Here is a 20,236-nt window from a genome sequence, read left to right as displayed (position 1 = left end):
AAAATTATTGTCTGGTGACAATGGCAAAGAGGTCACACCTGTTCCCATGCCGAACACAGAAGTTAAGCTCTTTAGCGCCGATGGTAGTCGGACTGACGTTCCGCGAGAGTAGGACGTTGCCAGGCAATGATAACGGAGAATTAGCTCAGCTGGGAGAGCATCTGCCTTACAAGCAGAGGGTCGGCGGTTCGAACCCGTCATTCTCCACCATTTGCCGGCCTAGCTCAACTGGTAGAGCAACTGACTTGTAATCAGTAGGTTGGGGGTTCAAGTCCTCTGGCCGGCACCATTTCATGAGCCATTAGCTCAGTTGGTAGAGCATCTGACTTTTAATCAGAGGGTCAGAGGTTCGAATCCTCTATGGCTCATCATTCAAAATACTATCGAGCAGAAGTAGTTCAGCGGTAGAATACGACCTTGCCAAGGTCGGGGTCGCGGGTTCGAATCCCGTCTTCTGCTCCATTATTTTGCCGGGGTGGCGGAACTGGCAGACGCACAGGACTTAAAATCCTGCGGTGAGAGATCACCGTACCGGTTCGATTCCGGTCCTCGGCACCATTATTATTTAGCGCCCGTAGCTCAACTGGATAGAGCGTTTGACTACGGATCAAAAGGCTATGGGTTCGACTCCTATCGGGCGCGCCATTTTAAATATACGGGAAGTAGCTCAGCTTGGTAGAGCACTTGGTTTGGGACCAAGGGGTCGCAGGTTCAAATCCTGTCTTCCCGACTTCTTAAAAATCTTGGGGGCTTAGCTCAGCTGGGAGAGCGCCTGCTTTGCACGCAGGAGGTCAGCGGTTCGATCCCGCTAGTCTCCACCATTATTTTCTTGAATGAACATTGAAAACTGAATGACAATATGTCAACGTTAATTCCGATAATTTGAGTACTTCAACGTACTTTAAAGAGTGATTGACTTAATCAATCAAACGAGCTATATCAAGCTTACTTCTTTTATGGAGAGTTTGATCCTGGCTCAGGATGAACGCTGGCGGCGTGCCTAATACATGCAAGTCGAGCGAACGGACGAGGAGCTTGCTCCTTTGAAGTTAGCGGCGGACGGGTGAGTAACACGTGGGTAACCTACCTATAAGACTGGAATAACTCCGGGAAACCGGGGCTAATGCCGGATAACATGTTGAACCGCATGGTTCAACAGTGAAAGACGGTCTTGCTGTCACTTATAGATGGACCCGCGCCGTATTAGCTAGTTGGTGGGGTAACGGCCTACCAAGGCGACGATACGTAGCCGACCTGAGAGGGTGATCGGCCACACTGGAACTGAGACACGGTCCAGACTCCTACGGGAGGCAGCAGTAGGGAATCTTCCGCAATGGGCGAAAGCCTGACGGAGCAACGCCGCGTGAGTGATGAAGGTCTTCGGATCGTAAAGCTCTGTTGTTAGGGAAGAACAAATGTGTAAGTAACTGTGCACGTCTTGACGGTACCTAACCAGAAAGCCACGGCTAACTACGTGCCAGCAGCCGCGGTAATACGTAGGTGGCAAGCGTTATCCGGAATTATTGGGCGTAAAGCGCGCGTAGGCGGTTTTTTAAGTCTGATGTGAAAGCCCACGGCTCAACCGTGGAGGGTCATTGGAAACTGGAAAACTTGAGTGCAGAAGAGGAAAGTGGAATTCCATGTGTAGCGGTGAAATGCGCAGAGATATGGAGGAACACCAGTGGCGAAGGCGGCTTTCTGGTCTGCAACTGACGCTGATGTGCGAAAGCGTGGGGATCAAACAGGATTAGATACCCTGGTAGTCCACGCCGTAAACGATGAGTGCTAAGTGTTAGGGGGTTTCCGCCCCTTAGTGCTGCAGCTAACGCATTAAGCACTCCGCCTGGGGAGTACGGTCGCAAGACTGAAACTCAAAGGAATTGACGGGGACCCGCACAAGCGGTGGAGCATGTGGTTTAATTCGAAGCAACGCGAAGAACCTTACCAAATCTTGACATCCTTTGACCGCTCTAGAGATAGAGTTTTCCTCTTCGGAGGACAAAGTGACAGGTGGTGCATGGTTGTCGTCAGCTCGTGTCGTGAGATGTTGGGTTAAGTCCCGCAACGAGCGCAACCCTTGAGCTTAGTTGCCATCATTAAGTTGGGCACTCTAAGTTGACTGCCGGTGACAAACCGGAGGAAGGTGGGGATGACGTCAAATCATCATGCCCCTTATGATTTGGGCTACACACGTGCTACAATGGACAATACAAAGGGCAGCGAAACCGCGAGGTCAAGCAAATCCCATAAAGTTGTTCTCAGTTCGGATTGTAGTCTGCAACTCGACTACATGAAGCTGGAATCGCTAGTAATCGTAGATCAGCATGCTACGGTGAATACGTTCCCGGGTCTTGTACACACCGCCCGTCACACCACGAGAGTTTGTAACACCCGAAGCCGGTGGAGTAACCATTTTGGAGCTAGCCGTCGAAGGTGGGACAAATGATTGGGGTGAAGTCGTAACAAGGTAGCCGTATCGGAAGGTGCGGCTGGATCACCTCCTTTCTAAGGATAATATACGGAAATATCACCAACAGGTGATAGACGGAATTAACGTGACATATTGTATTCAGTTTTGAATGCTCATTCATTGAGGATTCAAAATCAAATGGGCCTATAGCTCAGCTGGTTAGAGCGCACGCCTGATAAGCGTGAGGTCGGTGGTTCGAGTCCACTTAGGCCCACCATTTGATATTGTACATTGAAAACTAGATAAGTAAGTATAGATTTTACCAAGCAAAACCGAGTGACAAGCGAAAGCTTGAAACAAAATTATCGCTAGTCGTCGACAGACGACTCACATAATTAATAACTGGTGAATTGAGTGAAAGCTCAATCATAAAAGATTAAGTTATTAAGGGCGCACGGTGGATGCCTTGGCACTAGAAGCCGATGAAGGACGTTACTAACGACGATATGCTTTGGGGAGCTGTAAGTAAGCTTTGATCCAGAGATTTCCGAATGGGGGAACCCAGCACGAGTTATGTCGTGTTATCCGCATATGAATTCATAGTATGTGAGAAGGTAGACCCGGAGAACTGAAACATCTTAGTACCCGGAGGAAGAGAAAGAAAAATCGATTCCCTGAGTAGCGGCGAGCGAAACGGGAAGAGCCCAAACCAACAAGCTTGCTTGTTGGGGTTGTAGGACACTCTATACGGAGTTACAAAAGTATTTGTTAGACGAATAACCTGGAAAGGTTAATCAGAGAAGGTAATAATCCTGTAGTCGAAAACGAATACCCTCTTGAGTGGATCCTGAGTACGACGGAGCACGTGAAATTCCGTCGGAATCTAGGAGGACCATCTCCTAAGGCTAAATACTCTCTAGTGACCGATAGTGAACCAGTACCGTGAGGGAAAGGTGAAAAGTACCCCGGAAGGGGAGTGAAAGAGAACTTGAAACCGTGTGCTTACAAGTAGTCAGAGCCCGTTAATGGGTGATGGCGTGCCTTTTGTAGAATGAACCGGCGAGTTACGATCTGATGCAAGGTTAAGCAGAAAATGTGGAGCCGTAGCGAAAGCGAGTCTGAATAGGGCGAATGAGTATTTGGTCGTAGACCCGAAACCAGGTGATCTACCCTTGGTCAGGTTGAAGTTCAGGTAACACTGAATGGAGGACCGAACCGACTTACGTTGAAAAGTGAGCGGATGAACTGAGGGTAGCGGAGAAATTCCAATCGAACTTGGAGATAGCTGGTTCTCTCCGAAATAGCTTTAGGGCTAGCCTCAAGTGATGATTATTGGAGGTAGAGCACTGTTTGGACGAGGGGCCCCTCTCGGGTTACCGAATTCAGACAAACTCCGAATGCCAAATAATTTAACTTGGGAGTCAGAACGTGGGTGATAAGGTCCATGTTCGAAAGGGAAACAGCCCAGACCACCAGCTAAGGTCCCAAAATATATGTTAAGTGGAAAAGGATGTGGCGTTGCCCAGACAACTAGGATGTTGGCTTAGAAGCAGCCATCATTTAAAGAGTGCGTAATAGCTCACTAGTCGAGTGACACTGCGCCGAAAATGTACCGGGGCTAAACATATTACCGAAGCTGTGGATTGTCCGTAGGACAATGGTAGGAGAGCGTTCTAAGGGCGTTGAAGCATGATCGCAAGGACATGTGGAGCGCTTAGAAGTGAGAATGCCGGTGTGAGTAGCGAAAGACGGGTGAGAATCCCGTCCACCGATTGACTAAGGTTTCCAGAGGAAGGCTCGTCCGCTCTGGGTTAGTCGGGTCCTAAGCTGAGGCCGACAGGCGTAGGCGATGGATAACAGGTTGATATTCCTGTACCACCAATATTCGTTTTAAGCGATGGGGGGACGCAGTAGGATAGGCGAAGCGTGCTGTTGGAGTGCACGTCCAAGCAGTAAGATTGAGTGTTAGGCAAATCCGGCACTCATTAAGATTGAGCTGTGATGGGGAGAGGAAATTGTTTCCTCGAGTCGTTGATTTCACACTGCCGAGAAAAGCCTCTAGCTAGAATATCGGTGCCCGTACCGCAAACCGACACAGGTAGTCAAGATGAGAATTCTAAGGTGAGCGAGCGAACTCTCGTTAAGGAACTCGGCAAAATGACCCCGTAACTTCGGGAGAAGGGGTGCTCTTTGGGGTTCACGCTCTGAAGAGCCGCAGTGAATAGGCCCAAGCGACTGTTTATCAAAAACACAGGTCTCTGCTAAACCGTAAGGTGACGTATAGGGGCTGACGCCTGCCCGGTGCTGGAAGGTTAAGAGGAGTGGTTAGCGCAAGCGAAGCTACGAATCGAAGCCCCAGTAAACGGCGGCCGTAACTATAACGGTCCTAAGGTAGCGAAATTCCTTGTCGGGTAAGTTCCGACCCGCACGAAAGGCGTAACGATTTGGGCACTGTCTCAACGAGAGACTCGGTGAAATCATAGTACCGGTGAAGATGCCGGTTACCCGCGACAGGACGGAAAGACCCCGTGGAGCTTTACTGTAGCCTGATATTGAAATTCGGTACAGTTTGTACAGGATAGGTAGGAGCCTTAGAAGCGTGAGCGCTAGCTTACGTGGAGGCACTGGTGGGATACTACCCTAATTGTATTGGATTTCTAACCCGCAGCACTTATCGTGCTGGGAGACAGTGTCAGGCGGGCAGTTTGACTGGGGCGGTCGCCTCCTAAAGTGTAACGGAGGCGCTCAAAGGTTCCCTCAGAATGGTTGGAAATCATTCATAGAGTGTAAAGGCATAAGGGAGCTTGACTGCGAGACCTACAAGTCGAGCAGGGTCGAAAGACGGACTTAGTGATCCGGTGGTTCCGCATGGAAGGGCCATCGCTCAACGGATAAAAGCTACCCCGGGGATAACAGGCTTATCTCCCCCAAGAGTTCACATCGACGGGGAGGTTTGGCACCTCGATGTCGGCTCATCGCATCCTGGGGCTGTAGTCGGTCCCAAGGGTTGGGCTGTTCGCCCATTAAAGCGGTACGCGAGCTGGGTTCAGAACGTCGTGAGACAGTTCGGTCCCTATCCGTCGTGGGCGTAGGAAATTTGAGAGGAGCTGTCCTTAGTACGAGAGGACCGGGATGGACATACCTCTGGTGTACCAGTTGTCGTGCCAACGGCATAGCTGGGTAGCTATGTATGGACGGGATAAGTGCTGAAAGCATCTAAGCATGAAGCCCCCCTCGAGATGAGATTTCCCAACTTCGGTTATAAGATCCCTCGAAGATGACGAGGTAAATAGGTTCGAGGTGAAAGCGTAGTGATACGTGGAGCTGACGAATACTAATCGATCGAAGACTTAATCAAATTTGTTCATAAGGTTTTACTTGTGAATGTATACTTACTATCTAGTTTTGAATGTATAACATTCAAAAGCATTTTTGTTTGGTGACTATGGCAAAGAGGTCACACCTGTTCCCATGCCGAACACAGAAGTTAAGCTCTTTAGCGCTGATGGTAGTCGGACTGACGTTCCGCGAGAGTAGGACGTTGCCAAGCAGAAATAAACGCATAATTGGATGCGATGAGCCGCGTACATCCCGAAAGGTGAGAGATCATCTTTTGGGGTGTATTTTTATATGCTCTCAAAGTATGGGGGCTGTTATCAACAGCGCTCTACGCAAGAGGATTGTGAGCATGCATGGTTCATTTCAACCTTTTCGAATTGTCTTTATGAGTCTAAAAAGCACGATTATTTCTACTATTGTAAGTGACTTAACTTATAATGGTTCTTCATTTTTTATGGTGGGATGACATAAGTTATCCTGCTTTTTTGTACAAAAATAGCGCAAATGCCTCTATAATTTTAAGTGACTAAACCAAAAATAAAGGAGACATATTGCGCCTATGTGTAATGATATATTAAAGATAATAATATTAAAATCACTAAAGTTGAAGAAGATGTAGTTATTAGAGATAAGAAATCTAACGTCATCTTTGGTACCCTTTCATACAAGCCTATGACTTGTCCTCACTGTTATCATACGAATCCAAACCGAATACACAAACACGGAAAACGTTTATCGCGAATTACTTTTTTAAGATTCCAAGAGATAGCAGTGTATTTAAATCTGTTAAAACAACGTTTTAAATGTAGGGTTTGTGGTCGGACTTTTACTTCTAAAACAAATGTTGTTGAGGATAACTGTTTTATCTCAAACCATGTTCAGAAAGCCATTATAGATAAAGCAACACAAGTTCGCTCAGAAACTGATATCGCAAGTGATTGTAACGTTTCTGCATCTTCTGTAAAACGTGTGATTCATAAAGTAAGCAATGCCACTTTTCAATAGTGAAATTGCTTAAATAGATTGCGTACCGAGTCGAGACTCCCGAGGCATAGAGCCGAAACCGAAAATCCATTTTGGCTTCTTATGAGCTATAATAAAAGCCAAAATTAGTTGAGGTAAGGCGCCTGGGAAAGCGAGACTCGAAGAAGCAATCGGAAGTTTGCGACTTAATTATTATAGACACATAACCACCATATAAAGTGTACAGCCCTTATAATAAAGGAAAGATAAAGCACCTAGACAAAGGCATGGCTTTGATTATATATTTTTTAACGGACGGTTGGTGAAATAGTCACTAACTGTTTTTTATTTCTGATATTAAAAACGCCACGATTTTTTAAACAACCAGATTCTTACTACAATAATTCAACATATACTGCAGCATTTACTATAAAAATGACAATGATGACACTAACATGGAATTTGTCATGTTACAATATGGGACGTGATCATCAATCGCAGTAGACGTAATACTTTAGAAAGTATTTGAAAGTGATTGTACCGTCTTAAATATCAAAAACACAATGTATGCTCGATGATTTTTCTTTTATATAATAGAGGTAAGACGGTAAATATGAGGAAAGGGAGCATCTCGATGATGAACTATTTAAAAAATGTGACCTATATAGATTGTCATAAAATTGATTTTCAACGCGCGTTTCGTCAAGGGCTGCTAATGTTTTTACCCCTATGTTTTGGGATGGTTTTTAATAACTTTTCAGCGGCACTCCTGGCGACAATTGGAACGTTTGCGAATATCTATGTCTTTAAGGGGACATTTAACTCCCGATTACGGGCGGTTACTTTTTCAGCTTTAGGCTTGACGGTGGCGATGATGTTAGGGACATTAACTTCTGGTACCCCTTTATTGTTTGGGATTTGTCTTTTAATTGTAGCGGTGGTGCCATACTATATTTTCAGTACGCTTAACATTCCTGGTCCTTCATCTACGTTCTTTATTATTGCATATAGCTTATCGAGCGTGATGCCTCATGACCCACAAGCTTTTGCGTTTCGAGGTGCTATGGTAGGAGTAGGTGGTTTGCTGGCGATCTTGTTTGTTTGCATTGAAATTAAACTAAGAAAAGAACAACCGGAGTATGATGCAGTTGCTCAAGAATTTAAACAAATCCAGTCGCTCATTGACCACTTCAATGATCAAGTGAAGTTTAATGACTTAACTAAGACAGTCGTTCGTACTTTAATTTCTACTTCGGAAATACTTCAAACATCGCGCTCACTTCTAAAGAAAAAGTCCATTGATTCTCAACGTCTGACGTTGTTGCATCGTGCTGCTGAAGGGATTTACTCGGAATTATTAGAGCTCAATGCGAAGGGACATCGGCCTATTCCTGAAATCATATCTGATATGATGACGTTTGTGATGTATCAAATTTTAGATTCAGCGCATAGCCATCGCACTTGGAAAAAACATGTGGATGTCTCACCAGAGTATGAAAATTTAGTAGAATTGATTTTTAAAGTTGATGAAATTTTGACTGCACCTGATGCGACAATTTCTAAAAATGCGACTATCCAATCGCCTCAGTATTGGAAAAGATTACGTTATAATTTAACGCCAGAATCAATGAATTTCATCTCTACAGTCAAATATTCAGTTATTATAGGCATCGCTATTTTGATTGCTTTAATCTTTGACTTTGAAAGGGCGTACTGGATTCCATTAAGTGCCCATACGGTTTTACTTGGTGGGACGACGATTGCCAGTGTTGAGCGTGCAGGGGCGCGTTGGTTTGGAACGATTGTAGGGGTAGGCATTGCGGTCGTGATTTTAATGTTTCACCCGCCACTTATCCTCGCAGTCATTTTACTCTGTTTAAGTGGTGCGTTAACTGAGATGTTGATTGGTGCGAATTATGCGCTAGCGATGTTTGCGATTACGGTTCAAGTGATTTTACTGAGTGGTCTTGCTCAAGGTAACTTAACGATTATGATTGCGGTGCCAAGATTATTAGATACAACAGTAGGGATTTTAATTGCTGTGATAGGTGTGATGATTATCGGAAGACGTCTTGCTTCCAAACGTTTACCTGAAATTATTGCCGATGTAACACGTATTGAAGCACAAATGTTTCACTCCATATTTTCTAGTAAAAGTGAAGAGACATCACACAATCGTTATCGTGAAAGATTACGGTTAAAACTCAATATCGATAATATGGAAACCATGTATCGTTTTGCTTATGGTGAGTTGTTATCTAATCGAAAACGGACGCAGTATTTATATCCAGCAATGTTTATACTTGAACAGATGAGTTTTAAGTTAATTCAAGCCTTATATGATGATAAGCCTAAATACTTGAATAACGAAGCTATGGGACAGTATTTAGTAGCATTTGAAAATGTTGCTAAATTATTTGAGCAAGGGCGATACCAAACTCAATTGATAGATCTTCCTAAATTAGAGTACTACGCGCAGTTACGTCGCTCTTTGATGCAGTTGCAAAATATTGAACTTTACGATTATCAAAATCATAGAAACCCAAATTTATTAAAAGATTAGTCTATTTATTTAGTCATATCGAAAAAAGGGATCCCGTGTCTAAAATCAATTTAGTGCACGTGATCCCTTTTTATGAGGGTTTACTGATAGAGATCTATCTTACATCGATTTGTTTATCAAAGGCATGTCAATGATTGATTGCATTGAGTAGTGTCTCAGTCTGCATTAAAACTAGCAATGAGTTGTTGTGTGTGTGCTTCAATTTTATCTATAGGAATCCCGCCAAATCCCAATACAAAACGAGGAGGCCCTATTACTTTGTCGAATGAATAATCAGAGAGGGGATGGATATCGATATCATTTACTTTAAGCTGACGGATACATGTCGCTTCATCCCACCCGTTTTGGATGGTGATAATAAAATGCATGCCTGTTTTTTCACCATTGATAATGAATAATTCTGGGTACTGTTTTAAAGCGTTTAAAACTTTATCTCGCTTTTGTCTATAAATTTTTCGCATTCGATTTAAATGACGCTCAAATTGGTTGGTTTGCATAAAACGTGTGACCATAAATTGTGTATGTCTCGGAACAGTCCCTCCTTCAAGATTTTGACGTGCATGATAACGTTGAAGTAATGCTTCAGGTAAAACCGCGTAGGCGATACGAATAGACGGTGAAATGGATTTTGAGAAAGTACTCACATAAATGACACGTCCTGATTGATCGAGACCTTGAAGTGCAGGAATGGGCTTACCTTCGTATCGAAATTCTGAATCGTAGTCATCTTCAATAATAAAGCGATTTTGGCTTTGATGTGCCCATTTTAGGAGTTGCATCCGTTTATTCAAACGCATTGTCACCCCGCTCGGAAATTGATGACTCGGTGTAATGTATACAATGTTATGATCAGTTTGGTTCATTGATTCAATTGCAATCCCATCTTTTTCGACTGGAATAAAGCGAAAAGGAATATGCTTTCGCTTTAGTAACTGATGGACTTGAGGATAAATAGGGTCCTCTAACATGAATTGGCTATGGGATGGTAATAAATCAGTAATGATGGACAACAATTGTTCAGTTGAAGAAGCGACAATCACATGCTCGGGAGTCGCTTGTACGCCGCGACTATGAAATAAATACTGACTAATCTGTTGTCGTAATGCATAATCCCCTTGCCTATGACCTATTTCAACTAGCGGATATTGAGGCTCCTCAAATGCTTCTTTCGCATATTTACGAAATTGCTCAAAAGGAAAATGAGCTTGATCCACCATGCCTAATTTGAATGCATATTGAGGGTTATGTTCTGACGCTAAGGAACGTTGTGGTGACGGTGCAGGTTTTTCGTTAATAAAGGGGAGCGTCTCAATCGCACTAATATAAAACCCAGATTTAGGTTTGCTATAAATATAGCCCTCATCTATAAGTTGTGCATACGCATTCTCAACAGTCGTTTGACTTACAGATAAGTACTGACTGAGTTGTCTTTTTGAAGGTAATTTTTCGCCTTCTTGCATACTCCCATTAATAATGCTTTTTTTAATATTTTCATATAGTTGAATGTAAATAGGTGAAGTTTGTGACTGTTGGATATCGAACATTAACATTTCCATCATATTACTCCAATCTGACCTGCTTATTTTTTATTATTCTGACACTTTAACCAGTTCAGTTATTAGTATAATCTACTTGTGAACGTATGAAAAGGAGGACAATCGCCTATGTCAAAATTAATCGGATCAGAGCGTGTTAAACGCGGTATGGCAGAAATGCAAAAAGGTGGCGTTATCATGGACGTGGTTAACGCTGAACAAGCAAAAATTGCGGAAGAAGCTGGTGCTGTTGCAGTCATGGCACTTGAACGTGTACCATCAGATATTCGTGCTGCTGGTGGTGTGGCACGTGCTTGTAATCCTTCTATAGTAGAAGAAGTAATGAATGCGGTATCTATTCCAGTTATGGCTAAATGTCGTATTGGCCATATTACAGAAGCAAGAGTTTTAGAAGCAATGGGTGTGGACTACATTGATGAATCAGAAGTATTAACACCTGCTGACGAAGTCTTCCACTTAAAGAAAAGTGACTATACTGTCCCATTTGTATGTGGATGCCGAAACTTAGGAGAAGCTGCACGTCGTATTGGCGAAGGTGCTGCGATGCTTCGAACTAAAGGCGAACCAGGTACAGGAAATATCGTTGAAGCGGTACGTCATATGCGCCAAGTTAATCAAGAAGTGGCGCGTATCACAGTGATGAGTGATGACGAATTAATGACTGAAGCGAAAAACTTAGGTGCACCTTATGAAATCTTAAAAGATATTAAAGCACACGGTCGCTTACCGGTTGTTAACTTTGCGGCTGGTGGTGTCGCAACACCTCAAGACGCTGCATTAATGATGGAATTAGGTGCAGATGGTGTATTCGTTGGTTCAGGTATCTTTAAATCAGAAGATCCAGAAACTTTTGCTAAAGCTATTGTACAAGCGACAACACATTATCAAGACTACAAACTGATTGGCGAGTTAGCTAAAAAATTAGGTACTGCAATGAAAGGATTAGATATTAATCAACTTTCATTAGAAGAACGTATGCAAGAGCGTGGTTGGTAAAATGAAAATCGGAGTACTTGCATTACAAGGTGCTGTTCGCGAGCACATTCGACATATTGAAGCTGCAGGGCATGAAGGTGTGCCAATTAAAAAAGTAGCACAATTAGAAGAAATAGAGGGGTTAATTATCCCTGGTGGTGAGTCAACCACGTTACGTCGCTTAATGGGGCTTTATGGTTTTAAAGAAGCATTACGCGAATCACAATTGCCAATGTTTGGCACTTGTGCAGGCTTGATTGTGCTTGCACAGGATATCGTTGACGAAGAAGGTTATTTACAAAAATTGGATATTACTGTAGAACGCAATTCATTCGGTCGTCAAGTAGACAGTTTTGAATCAGAACTTCAAATTAAAGGGATAAATCAACCTGTAGAGGGTGTCTTTATTAGAGCACCTCATATCCAATCTGCAGCCCCACACGTAGAAATTTTAGGTCGAGTTGAAGATAAGATTATCGCAGTTCGTCAAAATCAATATTTAGGGATTTCATTTCATCCAGAATTAACAGATGATTACAGTATGACACAGTATTTTATAGAACAGGTTATCCCGAACAGCACATCGCAAAGAACTGCAGTTGAATGATAGCCGTCTTTGTCTAATCTTATAGTTGTGCATCAAGTGTTAACCTAGGATTATAACGATATCAAATATCAAAGTGGTTGAGCTGGAAAGCAATCTCAAAATAAATAGCGCTAAGATGATTTATTAATAGAAAATCACCTTAGCGCTTCTTTTTATAAAAACTCGATTTCAATTATAAGAAGAAGCCTGCGATTGTTGCAGACACGAATGATACTAATGTAGCACCAAATAATAATTTAAGGCCAAAGCGTGCAACCATGTCACCTTTTTCATCATTTAAAGATTTAATGGCTCCGGAAATAATACCGATCGAACTGAAATTCGCAAAAGATACTAAGAATACAGAGACAACGCCTAGTGTACGAGGTGACAGCCCATTTGCTTTTCCTAATTCAGTCATTGCTACAAATTCATTAGATAGAAGCTTTGTAGCCATAATTGAACCTGCATGAACTGCATCATGCCAAGGAATACCTGTTAAAAATGCTAATGGTGCGAAAATGAAACCAATCAATGTTTGGAAATTCCAATCCAATTGACCACCAGAAACAAAACCGATAATACCGCCTACGATACCATTGAGTAATGAGATTAAAGCGATATAACCGATTAACATCGCACCTACAATAACAGCAACTTTAAATCCATCTAAGATATATTCGCCCAACATTTCAAAGAAAGATTGTTGCTTTTTCTCTTCTTCAATCAATAATTTGTCATCTTCTTCGTTGACTTTATATGGATTAATAATAGAGGCAATAATGAAACCACCGAATAAGTTTAATACGACTGCGGTTACAACATATTTTGGTTCAACAAGTGTAAAGTAGGCACCGACAATTGATGCAGATACTGTAGACATTGCTGAAGCAGTTAATGTATATAAGCGATGTTTAGGAATATAAGGAAGTTGTTTTTTTAATGAAATGAACACTTCGGATTGCCCTAAAATAGCAGAAGCTACCGCATTATATGATTCTAAACGACCCATACCGTTAATTTTAGAAATTAAAAATCCAAGAACATTAATAATTAATGGCAAGATTTTTGTGTATTGCAAAATACCAATCAACGCTGAAATAAAGATAATTGGCAGTAATACATTAAAGAAGAAAGGCGATGCCCCTTTGTTGGCTAAACCACCAAATACGAAATCGACACCGACTGCAGCTTGTTTTAATAAATAACCAAAGCCAGTCGCAACGCCGCCGACAATTTGAATCCCAATATTTGTTTTAAGTAAGAAAAAGGCTAAAACAAGTTGGATAACAAGCATGATGCCAATATATTGCCAACGTACGTGCTTTTTATCAGAACTTGCTAAAAAAGCTAGGGCTAAAAATACAACAATCCCAACAACCCCAATTAAAATATGCATGTGAGTTCCACCTCTGCTTTTCAAAATTAAATTTCACTAGAACTATCATACACCAAAAATGTAAGCAGTAACATAGCAATTTTATAAATTTAAAATCAAATTGGTTGAAAAAGGTCAAAGTGGGTTCTATAATATAGTCAAAGATGGTCAAAAGAGGTGATACGATGCACAATATGTCTGACATCATAGAACAGTACATTAAAAAGTTATTTGAAGAAGCACAAGATGACGTTGTTGAAATTCAACGCGCAAACATTGCACAGCGTTTTGATTGCGTACCATCTCAGTTGAATTATGTCATCAAAACACGATTCACGAATGAACATGGTTATGAAATAGAAAGTAAACGTGGTGGCGGCGGGTATATTCGAATCACAAAAGTTGAAACAAAAGATCAAGGCAATTATATTAAACGGCTAATGGAATTAATTGGACCTGCCATTTCTCAGCAACAAGCGCTTTATATCATAGATGGTTTGTTGGAAAACAACTTGATTACTGAAAGAGAAGCCAAAATGATTGCGGCGATTGTAGATAGGGAAACATTGAAAATGGATGTGGCAGCAAGAGATATTATCCGTGCAAATATTTTGAAACGCCTACTACCGGTTATTAACTATTATTAAAGGATGATGTGCTATGAATACCGATAAATATAAACTTGAACGACATCAAGCGACAAGCCCTTACCGTCAGCAAGTCAAATTGTCACAGCAACCTATCTATGGACAGTCTGACGATGATTGGCAAGAAGCAGAGGATGTTGAAGGGACTTTTGTCATCAAACAAATTTTACAACATTTGGCAGCTAAACACGGCTTGAGTGTCGATCAAGTGGTTTATCGAGAAGAAAAGCGCTGTCCAACGTGTCAAATGACATTAAAAGATATTGCGCATGTCGGCAAGTTCGGCTGTCATGATTGTTATCAAACTTTCAAAGAAGATGTTTATGACATTGTGAGACGCGTCCAAGGTGGTCATATTGAACATTCTGGAAAATGTCCACAGTCGTCGCAACAAAAACGGGCATTGAAAAAACAACTCGAAGAAAAACGTGCTCATCTTGAATCACTTGTTGCGAAACAAGCTTTTGAAGAAGCGGCGATTGTACGAGATGAAATTCAAGCACTCCAACAACAAAGTGAGGTGTCCAAATCTGATGACGAATAATCTTGATCAGCACATGAGTGATTGGATGCAAGAAGTTCAATCACAACCTGTGATTATGTCTTCACGTATTCGGTTAGCGCGTAATCTTGAAAACCATGTACATCCTTTGATGTTCCCGTCTGAAGAGGAAGGACATCGTGTGATTAATGAAGTTCAAGATGTTTTAAAAGATATGAAAGTTTTAAGATTAGATGAATTAGATCAACAAAGTAAATATAAATTAGTGGCTAAGCATTTAATTAGCCCAGAGCTGACAAAGCAACCCGCATCTGCTGTATTGTTGAATGAAGATGAATCTATTAGTGTAATGGTAAATGAAGAGGACCATATACGTATTCAAGCAATGGGCAATGATTTATCATTAGATACGCTTTATCAAAAAGCTTCTAAAATAGATGACGTCTTAGATGCTTCGCTCGATATCAGTTATGATGAACAACTGGGTTATTTGACAACTTGTCCGACGAATGTTGGCACAGGTATGCGTGCAAGTGTGATGTTGCACTTGCCAGGATTGTCTATTATGAAGCGGATGAATCGTATTGCACAAACGATTAACCGATTTGGTTTTACAATTAGAGGTATTTACGGTGAAGGTTCGCAAGTTTATGGACATGTTTATCAAGTTTCAAATCAATTAACACTTGGTAAAAGTGAACAAGAAATTATCGATGCACTAACAGAATTAGTTCATCAAATTATTAATGAAGAACTCGCATTACGAGATCGTTTAAATCAACACAATCATACTGAGACACTTGATAGAATCTATCGTTCATTGGGTATATTAAAATATAGTCGTTTAATTTCGGTAGAGGAAGCGTCATATCGTTTGAGTGATATTAAATTAGGTGTTGATTTGGGCATTTTAGAAATGGATGACTTTCGATTTAATGAATTAATGATTGCGATTCAATCGCCATTTTTAATTGATGATGCAGAAGAACAATCCATTGAAGCCAAAAGAGCAGAAATTTTAAGAACGCATATATAAAACTAGGAGGTTGGCATATGTTATTTGGAAGATTAACAGAACGTGCGCAGCGTGTTTTAGCACATGCACAAGAAGAGGCAATTCGCTTAAATCACTCTAATATTGGAACAGAGCATTTACTACTAGGTTTAATGAAAGAACCAGAAGGCATTGCGGCAAAAGTATTAGAAAGTTTTGATATTACAGAAGATAAAGTTGTTGCAGAAGTAGAAAAATTGATTGGACATGGTCAAGAACAAATGGGTGCGTTACACTATACACCACGCGCTAAAAAGGTCATTGAACTTTCAATGGATGAAGCACGTAAATTACAGCACAACTTTGTAGGAACAGAGCACATTTTACTTGGCTTGATCCGTGAAAACGAAGGTGTAGCTGCACGTGTATTTGCAAACTTAGATTTAAATATCACTAAAGCACGTGCACAAGTTGTTAAAGCGTTAGGTAGCCCAGAAATGTCTAATAAAGGTGCACAAGCGGCTAAATCAAACAACACACCAACTTTAGATGGATTAGCGAGAGATTTAACAGTTATTGCTAAAGACGGTACGTTAGATCCAGTCGTAGGCCGTAACGCTGAAATTACACGTGTGATTGAAGTGTTAAGCCGACGTACAAAAAACAATCCCGTTCTTATCGGTGAACCTGGGGTAGGTAAAACTGCTATTGCGGAAGGTCTTGCTCAAGCAATCGTCAACAATGAAGTTCCAGAAACATTAAAAGATAAACGTGTTATGTCTTTGGATATGGGAACTGTTGTCGCAGGTACAAAATACCGTGGTGAGTTTGAAGAACGTCTTAAGAAAGTAATGGAAGAAATTCACCAAGCAGGTAATGTCATTTTATTCATTGACGAATTGCATACACTCATTGGTGCGGGTGGTGCAGAAGGTGCAATTGACGCCTCAAATATTTTAAAACCTGCCCTTGCACGTGGTGAACTACAATGTATTGGTGCGACAACATTAGATGAATACCGTAAACACATCGAAAAAGATGCTGCACTTGAACGACGTTTCCAACCGGTACAAGTAGATGAACCAAGTGTTGCGGATACAATTGAAATTTTAAAAGGCTTACGTGATCGTTATGAAGCACATCACAGAATTAACATTTCCGACGAAGCGATTGAAGCTGCTGCAAAATTAAGTAATCGTTATGTACAAGATCGTTTCTTACCAGATAAAGCGATTGATTTAATTGATGAAGCTAGCTCAAAAGTACGCTTAAAAAGCCATACAACACCAACAAGCCTAAAAGAGATTGAAGTACAAATTGAACAAGTGAAAAAAGAAAAAGATGCTGCAGTCCATGCACAAGAATTCGAAAACGCTGCAAATCTTAGAGATAAACAAACGAAATTAGAAACACAATACGAAGAAGCTAAAAATGAATGGAAAAATAATCAAGGTGGTCAACACACAACACTTGTCCCTGAAGATATTGCAGAAGTTATTGCGGGTTGGACAGGTATTCCATTAACACGCTTGAACGAAACAGAATCAGATCGATTACTTAACTTGGAAGAAACATTACACCAACGTGTAATCGGTCAAGATGATGCAGTTGCTGCCATTTCTAAAGCAGTACGTCGCGCGCGTGCAGGCTTAAAAGATCCAAAACGTCCAATTGGTAGCTTCATTTTCCTAGGACCAACAGGTGTAGGTAAAACAGAACTTGCACGTGCATTAGCGGAATCTATATTTGGTGAAGAAGATGCGATGATTCGTGTTGACATGAGTGAGTTTATGGAAAAACATGCAGTGAGCCGTTTGGTTGGAGCCCCTCCTGGATACGTAGGTCACGATGACGGAGGTCAATTAACTGAAAAAGTACGTCGTAAACCATACTCAGTTATTTTATTTGATGAAATTGAAAAAGCGCACCCAGATGTATTTAACATCTTATTACAAGTGTTAGACGATGGTCACTTGACTGATACGAAAGGTCGCCGAGTAGATTTCAGAAATACAGTCATTATTATGACTTCTAACGTCGGTGCACAAGAATTGCAAGACCAACGATTCGCAGGCTTTGGTGGCAATTCAGAAGGTAATGACTATGAAACAATTCGTAAAACAATGATGAAAGAATTGAAAAATGCGTTCCGTCCAGAGTTCTTAAACCGTGTTGACGACATCATTGTATTCCACAAACTTAATAAAGAAGAATTGAAAGAAATCGTAACAATGATGGTAGGCAAATTAACAGATCGCTTATCTGAACAAAACATTCATGTGAGTGTCACAGATGCAGCGAAAGATAAAATTGCCGCTGAAGGTTATGATCCAGAATATGGTGCACGTCCATTAATCCGTGCAATTCAAAAAACAGTTGAAGATAACTTAAGTGAGTTAATCTTAGAAGGTAAAGAACTAGAAGGTAAAAACGTTACTGTTGACTTTGACGGTGAATCTTTCCAATACGACATTTCTGAACGAGAATCAGATCAAGCAACAACATCATCTGAAGCATAATCGTAAAAATGTCTGAAAAGAACTAACATATTTAAAGTGATTGAAAAGCGCACATAACCCTGCGCTTTTGAGTCACATGCTTTTAAGGAGACGATTAAATCTTATGACAAATAAGAGATCGTCTCCTTTTATGTTGTATTTATTAGAGTGATAGATATAAAATAGAAAATCATTAGCATTGATCTCCTTTTGTTAAGTGACTTTGTATTTGGTCAAGTTGGCGGGTATTCGATTGCTTGCAACAGGCACACAGGTAAAGTCTAGATATGTATTAAAATTGACTATGGATACGGTGTTAATTACGATGTACATTGAATGATTACGCATTATTTCATAGGTTGTAGTGTGAAGCACAATCAGCCTTACGCAAAATTTGTCTTAAATCTTTAACAAGTATAAAATATATATGTTATCCGAAGAGATGGGGGTGGCCTTGTGGCGAAAAAGAAAGTGATATTTGAATGTACAGCTTGTGGTTATCAATCTCCAAAATGGATGGGCAAATGTCCAAATTGTGGTGCATGGAATACAATGGAAGAATCGATAGAGCAAAAAGTAGCGAGCCCTAAACATGGGGTCAGATCTCAAAAAACGAGTACTTCCAAAATTCAAAAACTAAATGAAATTAAACAAGAGCAAGCACCGCGTATCCTAACAAATAGTGATGAGTTTAACCGTGTACTTGGCGGAGGTATTGTAGAAGGATCGCTCGTTCTCATTGGTGGTGACCCAGGTATTGGGAAATCGACGTTGTTATTACAAATGTGTGCAGCATTGTCCCAAAGTAAAAATGTATTATATATTACAGGTGAGGAGTCACTTAATCAAACAAAGTTAAGAGCAGATCGCCTAGACGAAGATGCGAGTCAATTGAATGTTTTTGCTGAGACAGACTTAGAAGTGATTCATGAAGCAGTAAAGAAAATTGAACCGGAGCTTATTGTAGTGGACTCAATTCAAACGATTTATCATCCAGAGATTAGTTCGGCTCCAGGCTCTGTGTCACAAGTTCGTGAAAGTACACAAAGCTTAATGCATATTGCAAAACAAATGAATATTGCTACTTTTATTGTAGGGCATGTGACAAAAGAAGGCCAAATTGCTGGACCGCGTTTGTTAGAACACATGGTGGATACGGTGCTGTATTTCGAAGGCGACGAACATCATGCTTATCGTATTTTAAGAGCCGTTAAAAACCGTTTTGGTTCCACGAATGAAATGGGCATATTCGAAATGAAACAGTCTGGATTGAAAAGTGTATTGAACCCATCAGAGATGTTTTTAGAAGAGCGTTCTACCAACGTACCTGGCTCAACAATCGTTGCGACGATGGAAGGGACACGTCCGCTACTTATTGAAGTTCAAGCGCTCGTTACGCCGACGACATTTAATAACCCTCGACGAATGGCTACAGGCATAGATCATAATCGTTTGAGTTTATTAATGGCAGTGTTAGAGAAAAAAGAAGGCTATCTATTACAACAACAAGACGCCTATATTAAAGTAGCAGGAGGCGTGAAGTTGTCTGAGCCAGCAGTGGATTTAAGTATTATTATCGCAACAGCATCAAGTTTTAAAGACCAAGCTGTCGATGGATTAGATTGCTTTATTGGAGAAGTTGGATTAACAGGTGAAGTACGACGCGTTTCCCGTATCGAACAACGGGTACAAGAAGCGGCAAAACTCGGTTTTAAACGTGTGATATTACCTAAAACAAATATAGGGGGATGGCAATTCCCGCAAGGTATTGAAGTGATTGGTGTTTCTACTGTAAATGAAGCATTAAAATATGCCATAAAATAAT

The 20,236-nt window shown here is 41.1% G+C and carries 11 protein-coding genes, 9 tRNA genes and 4 rRNA genes; 22 read left to right on the top strand and 2 right to left on the bottom strand.

Annotated elements, in window-relative coordinates; translation table 11 throughout:
* Positions 1-10: 10 nt before the first annotated feature.
* The 15 genes from rrf (MUA40_RS11125) (at position 11) to MUA40_RS11055 (ending at position 9,275) form a co-directional block, all read left to right on the top strand.
* Positions 11-125, top strand: a 5S ribosomal RNA gene (rrf, locus tag MUA40_RS11125).
* A gap of 9 nt (positions 126-134) precedes the next feature.
* A tRNA-Val gene (locus MUA40_RS11120) sits at positions 135-210 on the top strand.
* A 3-nt stretch (positions 211-213) separates the two neighbouring features.
* Positions 214-289, top strand: a tRNA-Thr gene (locus MUA40_RS11115).
* A 6-nt stretch (positions 290-295) separates the two neighbouring features.
* Positions 296-368: transfer RNA gene (locus MUA40_RS11110), tRNA-Lys, on the top strand.
* Between the two features lie 19 nt (positions 369-387).
* Positions 388-462 (top strand) — tRNA-Gly (locus tag MUA40_RS11105).
* Between the two features lie 7 nt (positions 463-469).
* A tRNA-Leu gene (locus MUA40_RS11100) sits at positions 470-558 on the top strand.
* 10 nt (positions 559-568) lie between these two features.
* A tRNA-Arg gene (locus MUA40_RS11095) sits at positions 569-645 on the top strand.
* An 11-nt stretch (positions 646-656) separates the two neighbouring features.
* A tRNA-Pro gene (locus MUA40_RS11090) sits at positions 657-730 on the top strand.
* A gap of 15 nt (positions 731-745) precedes the next feature.
* Positions 746-821: transfer RNA gene (locus MUA40_RS11085), tRNA-Ala, on the top strand.
* A gap of 132 nt (positions 822-953) precedes the next feature.
* Positions 954-2,505, top strand: a 16S ribosomal RNA gene (locus MUA40_RS11080).
* 105 nt (positions 2,506-2,610) lie between these two features.
* Positions 2,611-2,687, top strand: a tRNA-Ile gene (locus MUA40_RS11075).
* A 157-nt stretch (positions 2,688-2,844) separates the two neighbouring features.
* A 23S ribosomal RNA gene (locus tag MUA40_RS11070) occupies positions 2,845-5,768 on the top strand.
* A 77-nt stretch (positions 5,769-5,845) separates the two neighbouring features.
* Positions 5,846-5,960: ribosomal RNA gene (gene rrf / locus MUA40_RS11065) — 5S ribosomal RNA — on the top strand.
* The 16S, 23S and 5S rRNA genes sit together here with 9 tRNA genes alongside, the layout of an rRNA operon.
* A 461-nt stretch (positions 5,961-6,421) precedes the next feature.
* A complete protein-coding gene (locus MUA40_RS11060; RefSeq protein WP_194513348.1) occupies positions 6,422-6,754 on the top strand; it encodes a transposase family protein in 333 nt (110 codons plus the stop codon).
* Between the two features lie 592 nt (positions 6,755-7,346).
* Positions 7,347-9,275 carry an FUSC family protein gene (locus MUA40_RS11055; RefSeq protein ID WP_126496526.1) on the top strand — a complete coding sequence of 643 codons (1,929 nt, stop codon included), beginning with the start codon at positions 7,347-7,349 and terminating at the stop codon, positions 9,273-9,275.
* 155 nt (positions 9,276-9,430) lie between these two features.
* Here the strand turns inward: MUA40_RS11055 and pdxR are convergent, their stop codons facing one another.
* On the bottom strand, positions 9,431-10,831 hold the full coding sequence (gene pdxR, locus MUA40_RS11050) for a MocR-like pyridoxine biosynthesis transcription factor PdxR (RefSeq protein WP_126496525.1): 1,401 nt from the start codon (positions 10,829-10,831) through the stop codon (positions 9,431-9,433).
* Between the two features lie 108 nt (positions 10,832-10,939).
* Between pdxR and pdxS the strand changes: the two genes are divergently transcribed.
* Entirely contained in the window at positions 10,940-11,827 is an 888-nt protein-coding gene (gene pdxS, locus MUA40_RS11045; protein ID WP_016424274.1) for a pyridoxal 5'-phosphate synthase lyase subunit PdxS, read from the top strand.
* Between the two features lies 1 nt (position 11,828).
* Positions 11,829-12,413 (top strand): pyridoxal 5'-phosphate synthase glutaminase subunit PdxT, encoded by a 585-nt coding sequence (pdxT, locus tag MUA40_RS11040; protein WP_167732853.1) that lies wholly within the window; start codon positions 11,829-11,831, stop codon positions 12,411-12,413.
* A gap of 172 nt (positions 12,414-12,585) precedes the next feature.
* Here the strand turns inward: pdxT and MUA40_RS11035 are convergent, their stop codons facing one another.
* The gene (locus tag MUA40_RS11035; RefSeq protein ID WP_016424278.1) at positions 12,586-13,791 is read right to left on the bottom strand and encodes a NupC/NupG family nucleoside CNT transporter; all 1,206 of its coding nucleotides are present in this window, start codon (positions 13,789-13,791) and stop codon (positions 12,586-12,588) included.
* A gap of 164 nt (positions 13,792-13,955) precedes the next feature.
* On the opposite strand from MUA40_RS11035, the gene MUA40_RS11030 reads away from it, so the two are divergent.
* The 5 genes from MUA40_RS11030 to radA all read left to right on the top strand — a co-directional run bounded on the left by MUA40_RS11030 (position 13,956) and on the right by radA (position 20,235).
* Complete coding sequence (locus MUA40_RS11030; protein ID WP_016424279.1) at positions 13,956-14,417, top strand: CtsR family transcriptional regulator; 462 nt, start codon at positions 13,956-13,958, stop codon at positions 14,415-14,417.
* 13 nt (positions 14,418-14,430) lie between these two features.
* Positions 14,431-14,961 (top strand): UvrB/UvrC motif-containing protein, encoded by a 531-nt coding sequence (locus MUA40_RS11025; RefSeq protein WP_016424280.1) that lies wholly within the window; start codon positions 14,431-14,433, stop codon positions 14,959-14,961.
* Entirely contained in the window at positions 14,951-15,955 is a 1,005-nt protein-coding gene (locus MUA40_RS11020) for a protein arginine kinase (protein WP_016424281.1), read from the top strand. The genes MUA40_RS11025 and MUA40_RS11020 overlap by 11 nt, the downstream gene beginning before the upstream one ends.
* Before the next feature lie 17 nt (positions 15,956-15,972).
* The gene (locus tag MUA40_RS11015) at positions 15,973-18,432 is read left to right on the top strand and encodes an ATP-dependent Clp protease ATP-binding subunit (protein ID WP_262569579.1); all 2,460 of its coding nucleotides are present in this window, start codon (positions 15,973-15,975) and stop codon (positions 18,430-18,432) included.
* 435 nt (positions 18,433-18,867) lie between these two features.
* Entirely contained in the window at positions 18,868-20,235 is a 1,368-nt protein-coding gene (gene radA / locus MUA40_RS11010) for a DNA repair protein RadA (protein ID WP_126496070.1), read from the top strand.
* Position 20,236 lies beyond the last annotated feature (1 nt).

It is taken from the genome of Staphylococcus schleiferi (assembly GCF_025558325.1).
In the GTDB taxonomy this organism is placed as follows: domain Bacteria; phylum Bacillota; class Bacilli; order Staphylococcales; family Staphylococcaceae; genus Staphylococcus; species Staphylococcus schleiferi.
Note: the sequence above shows the minus strand (reverse complement) of the source record. Positions and strands in the feature narration are given on the sequence as shown.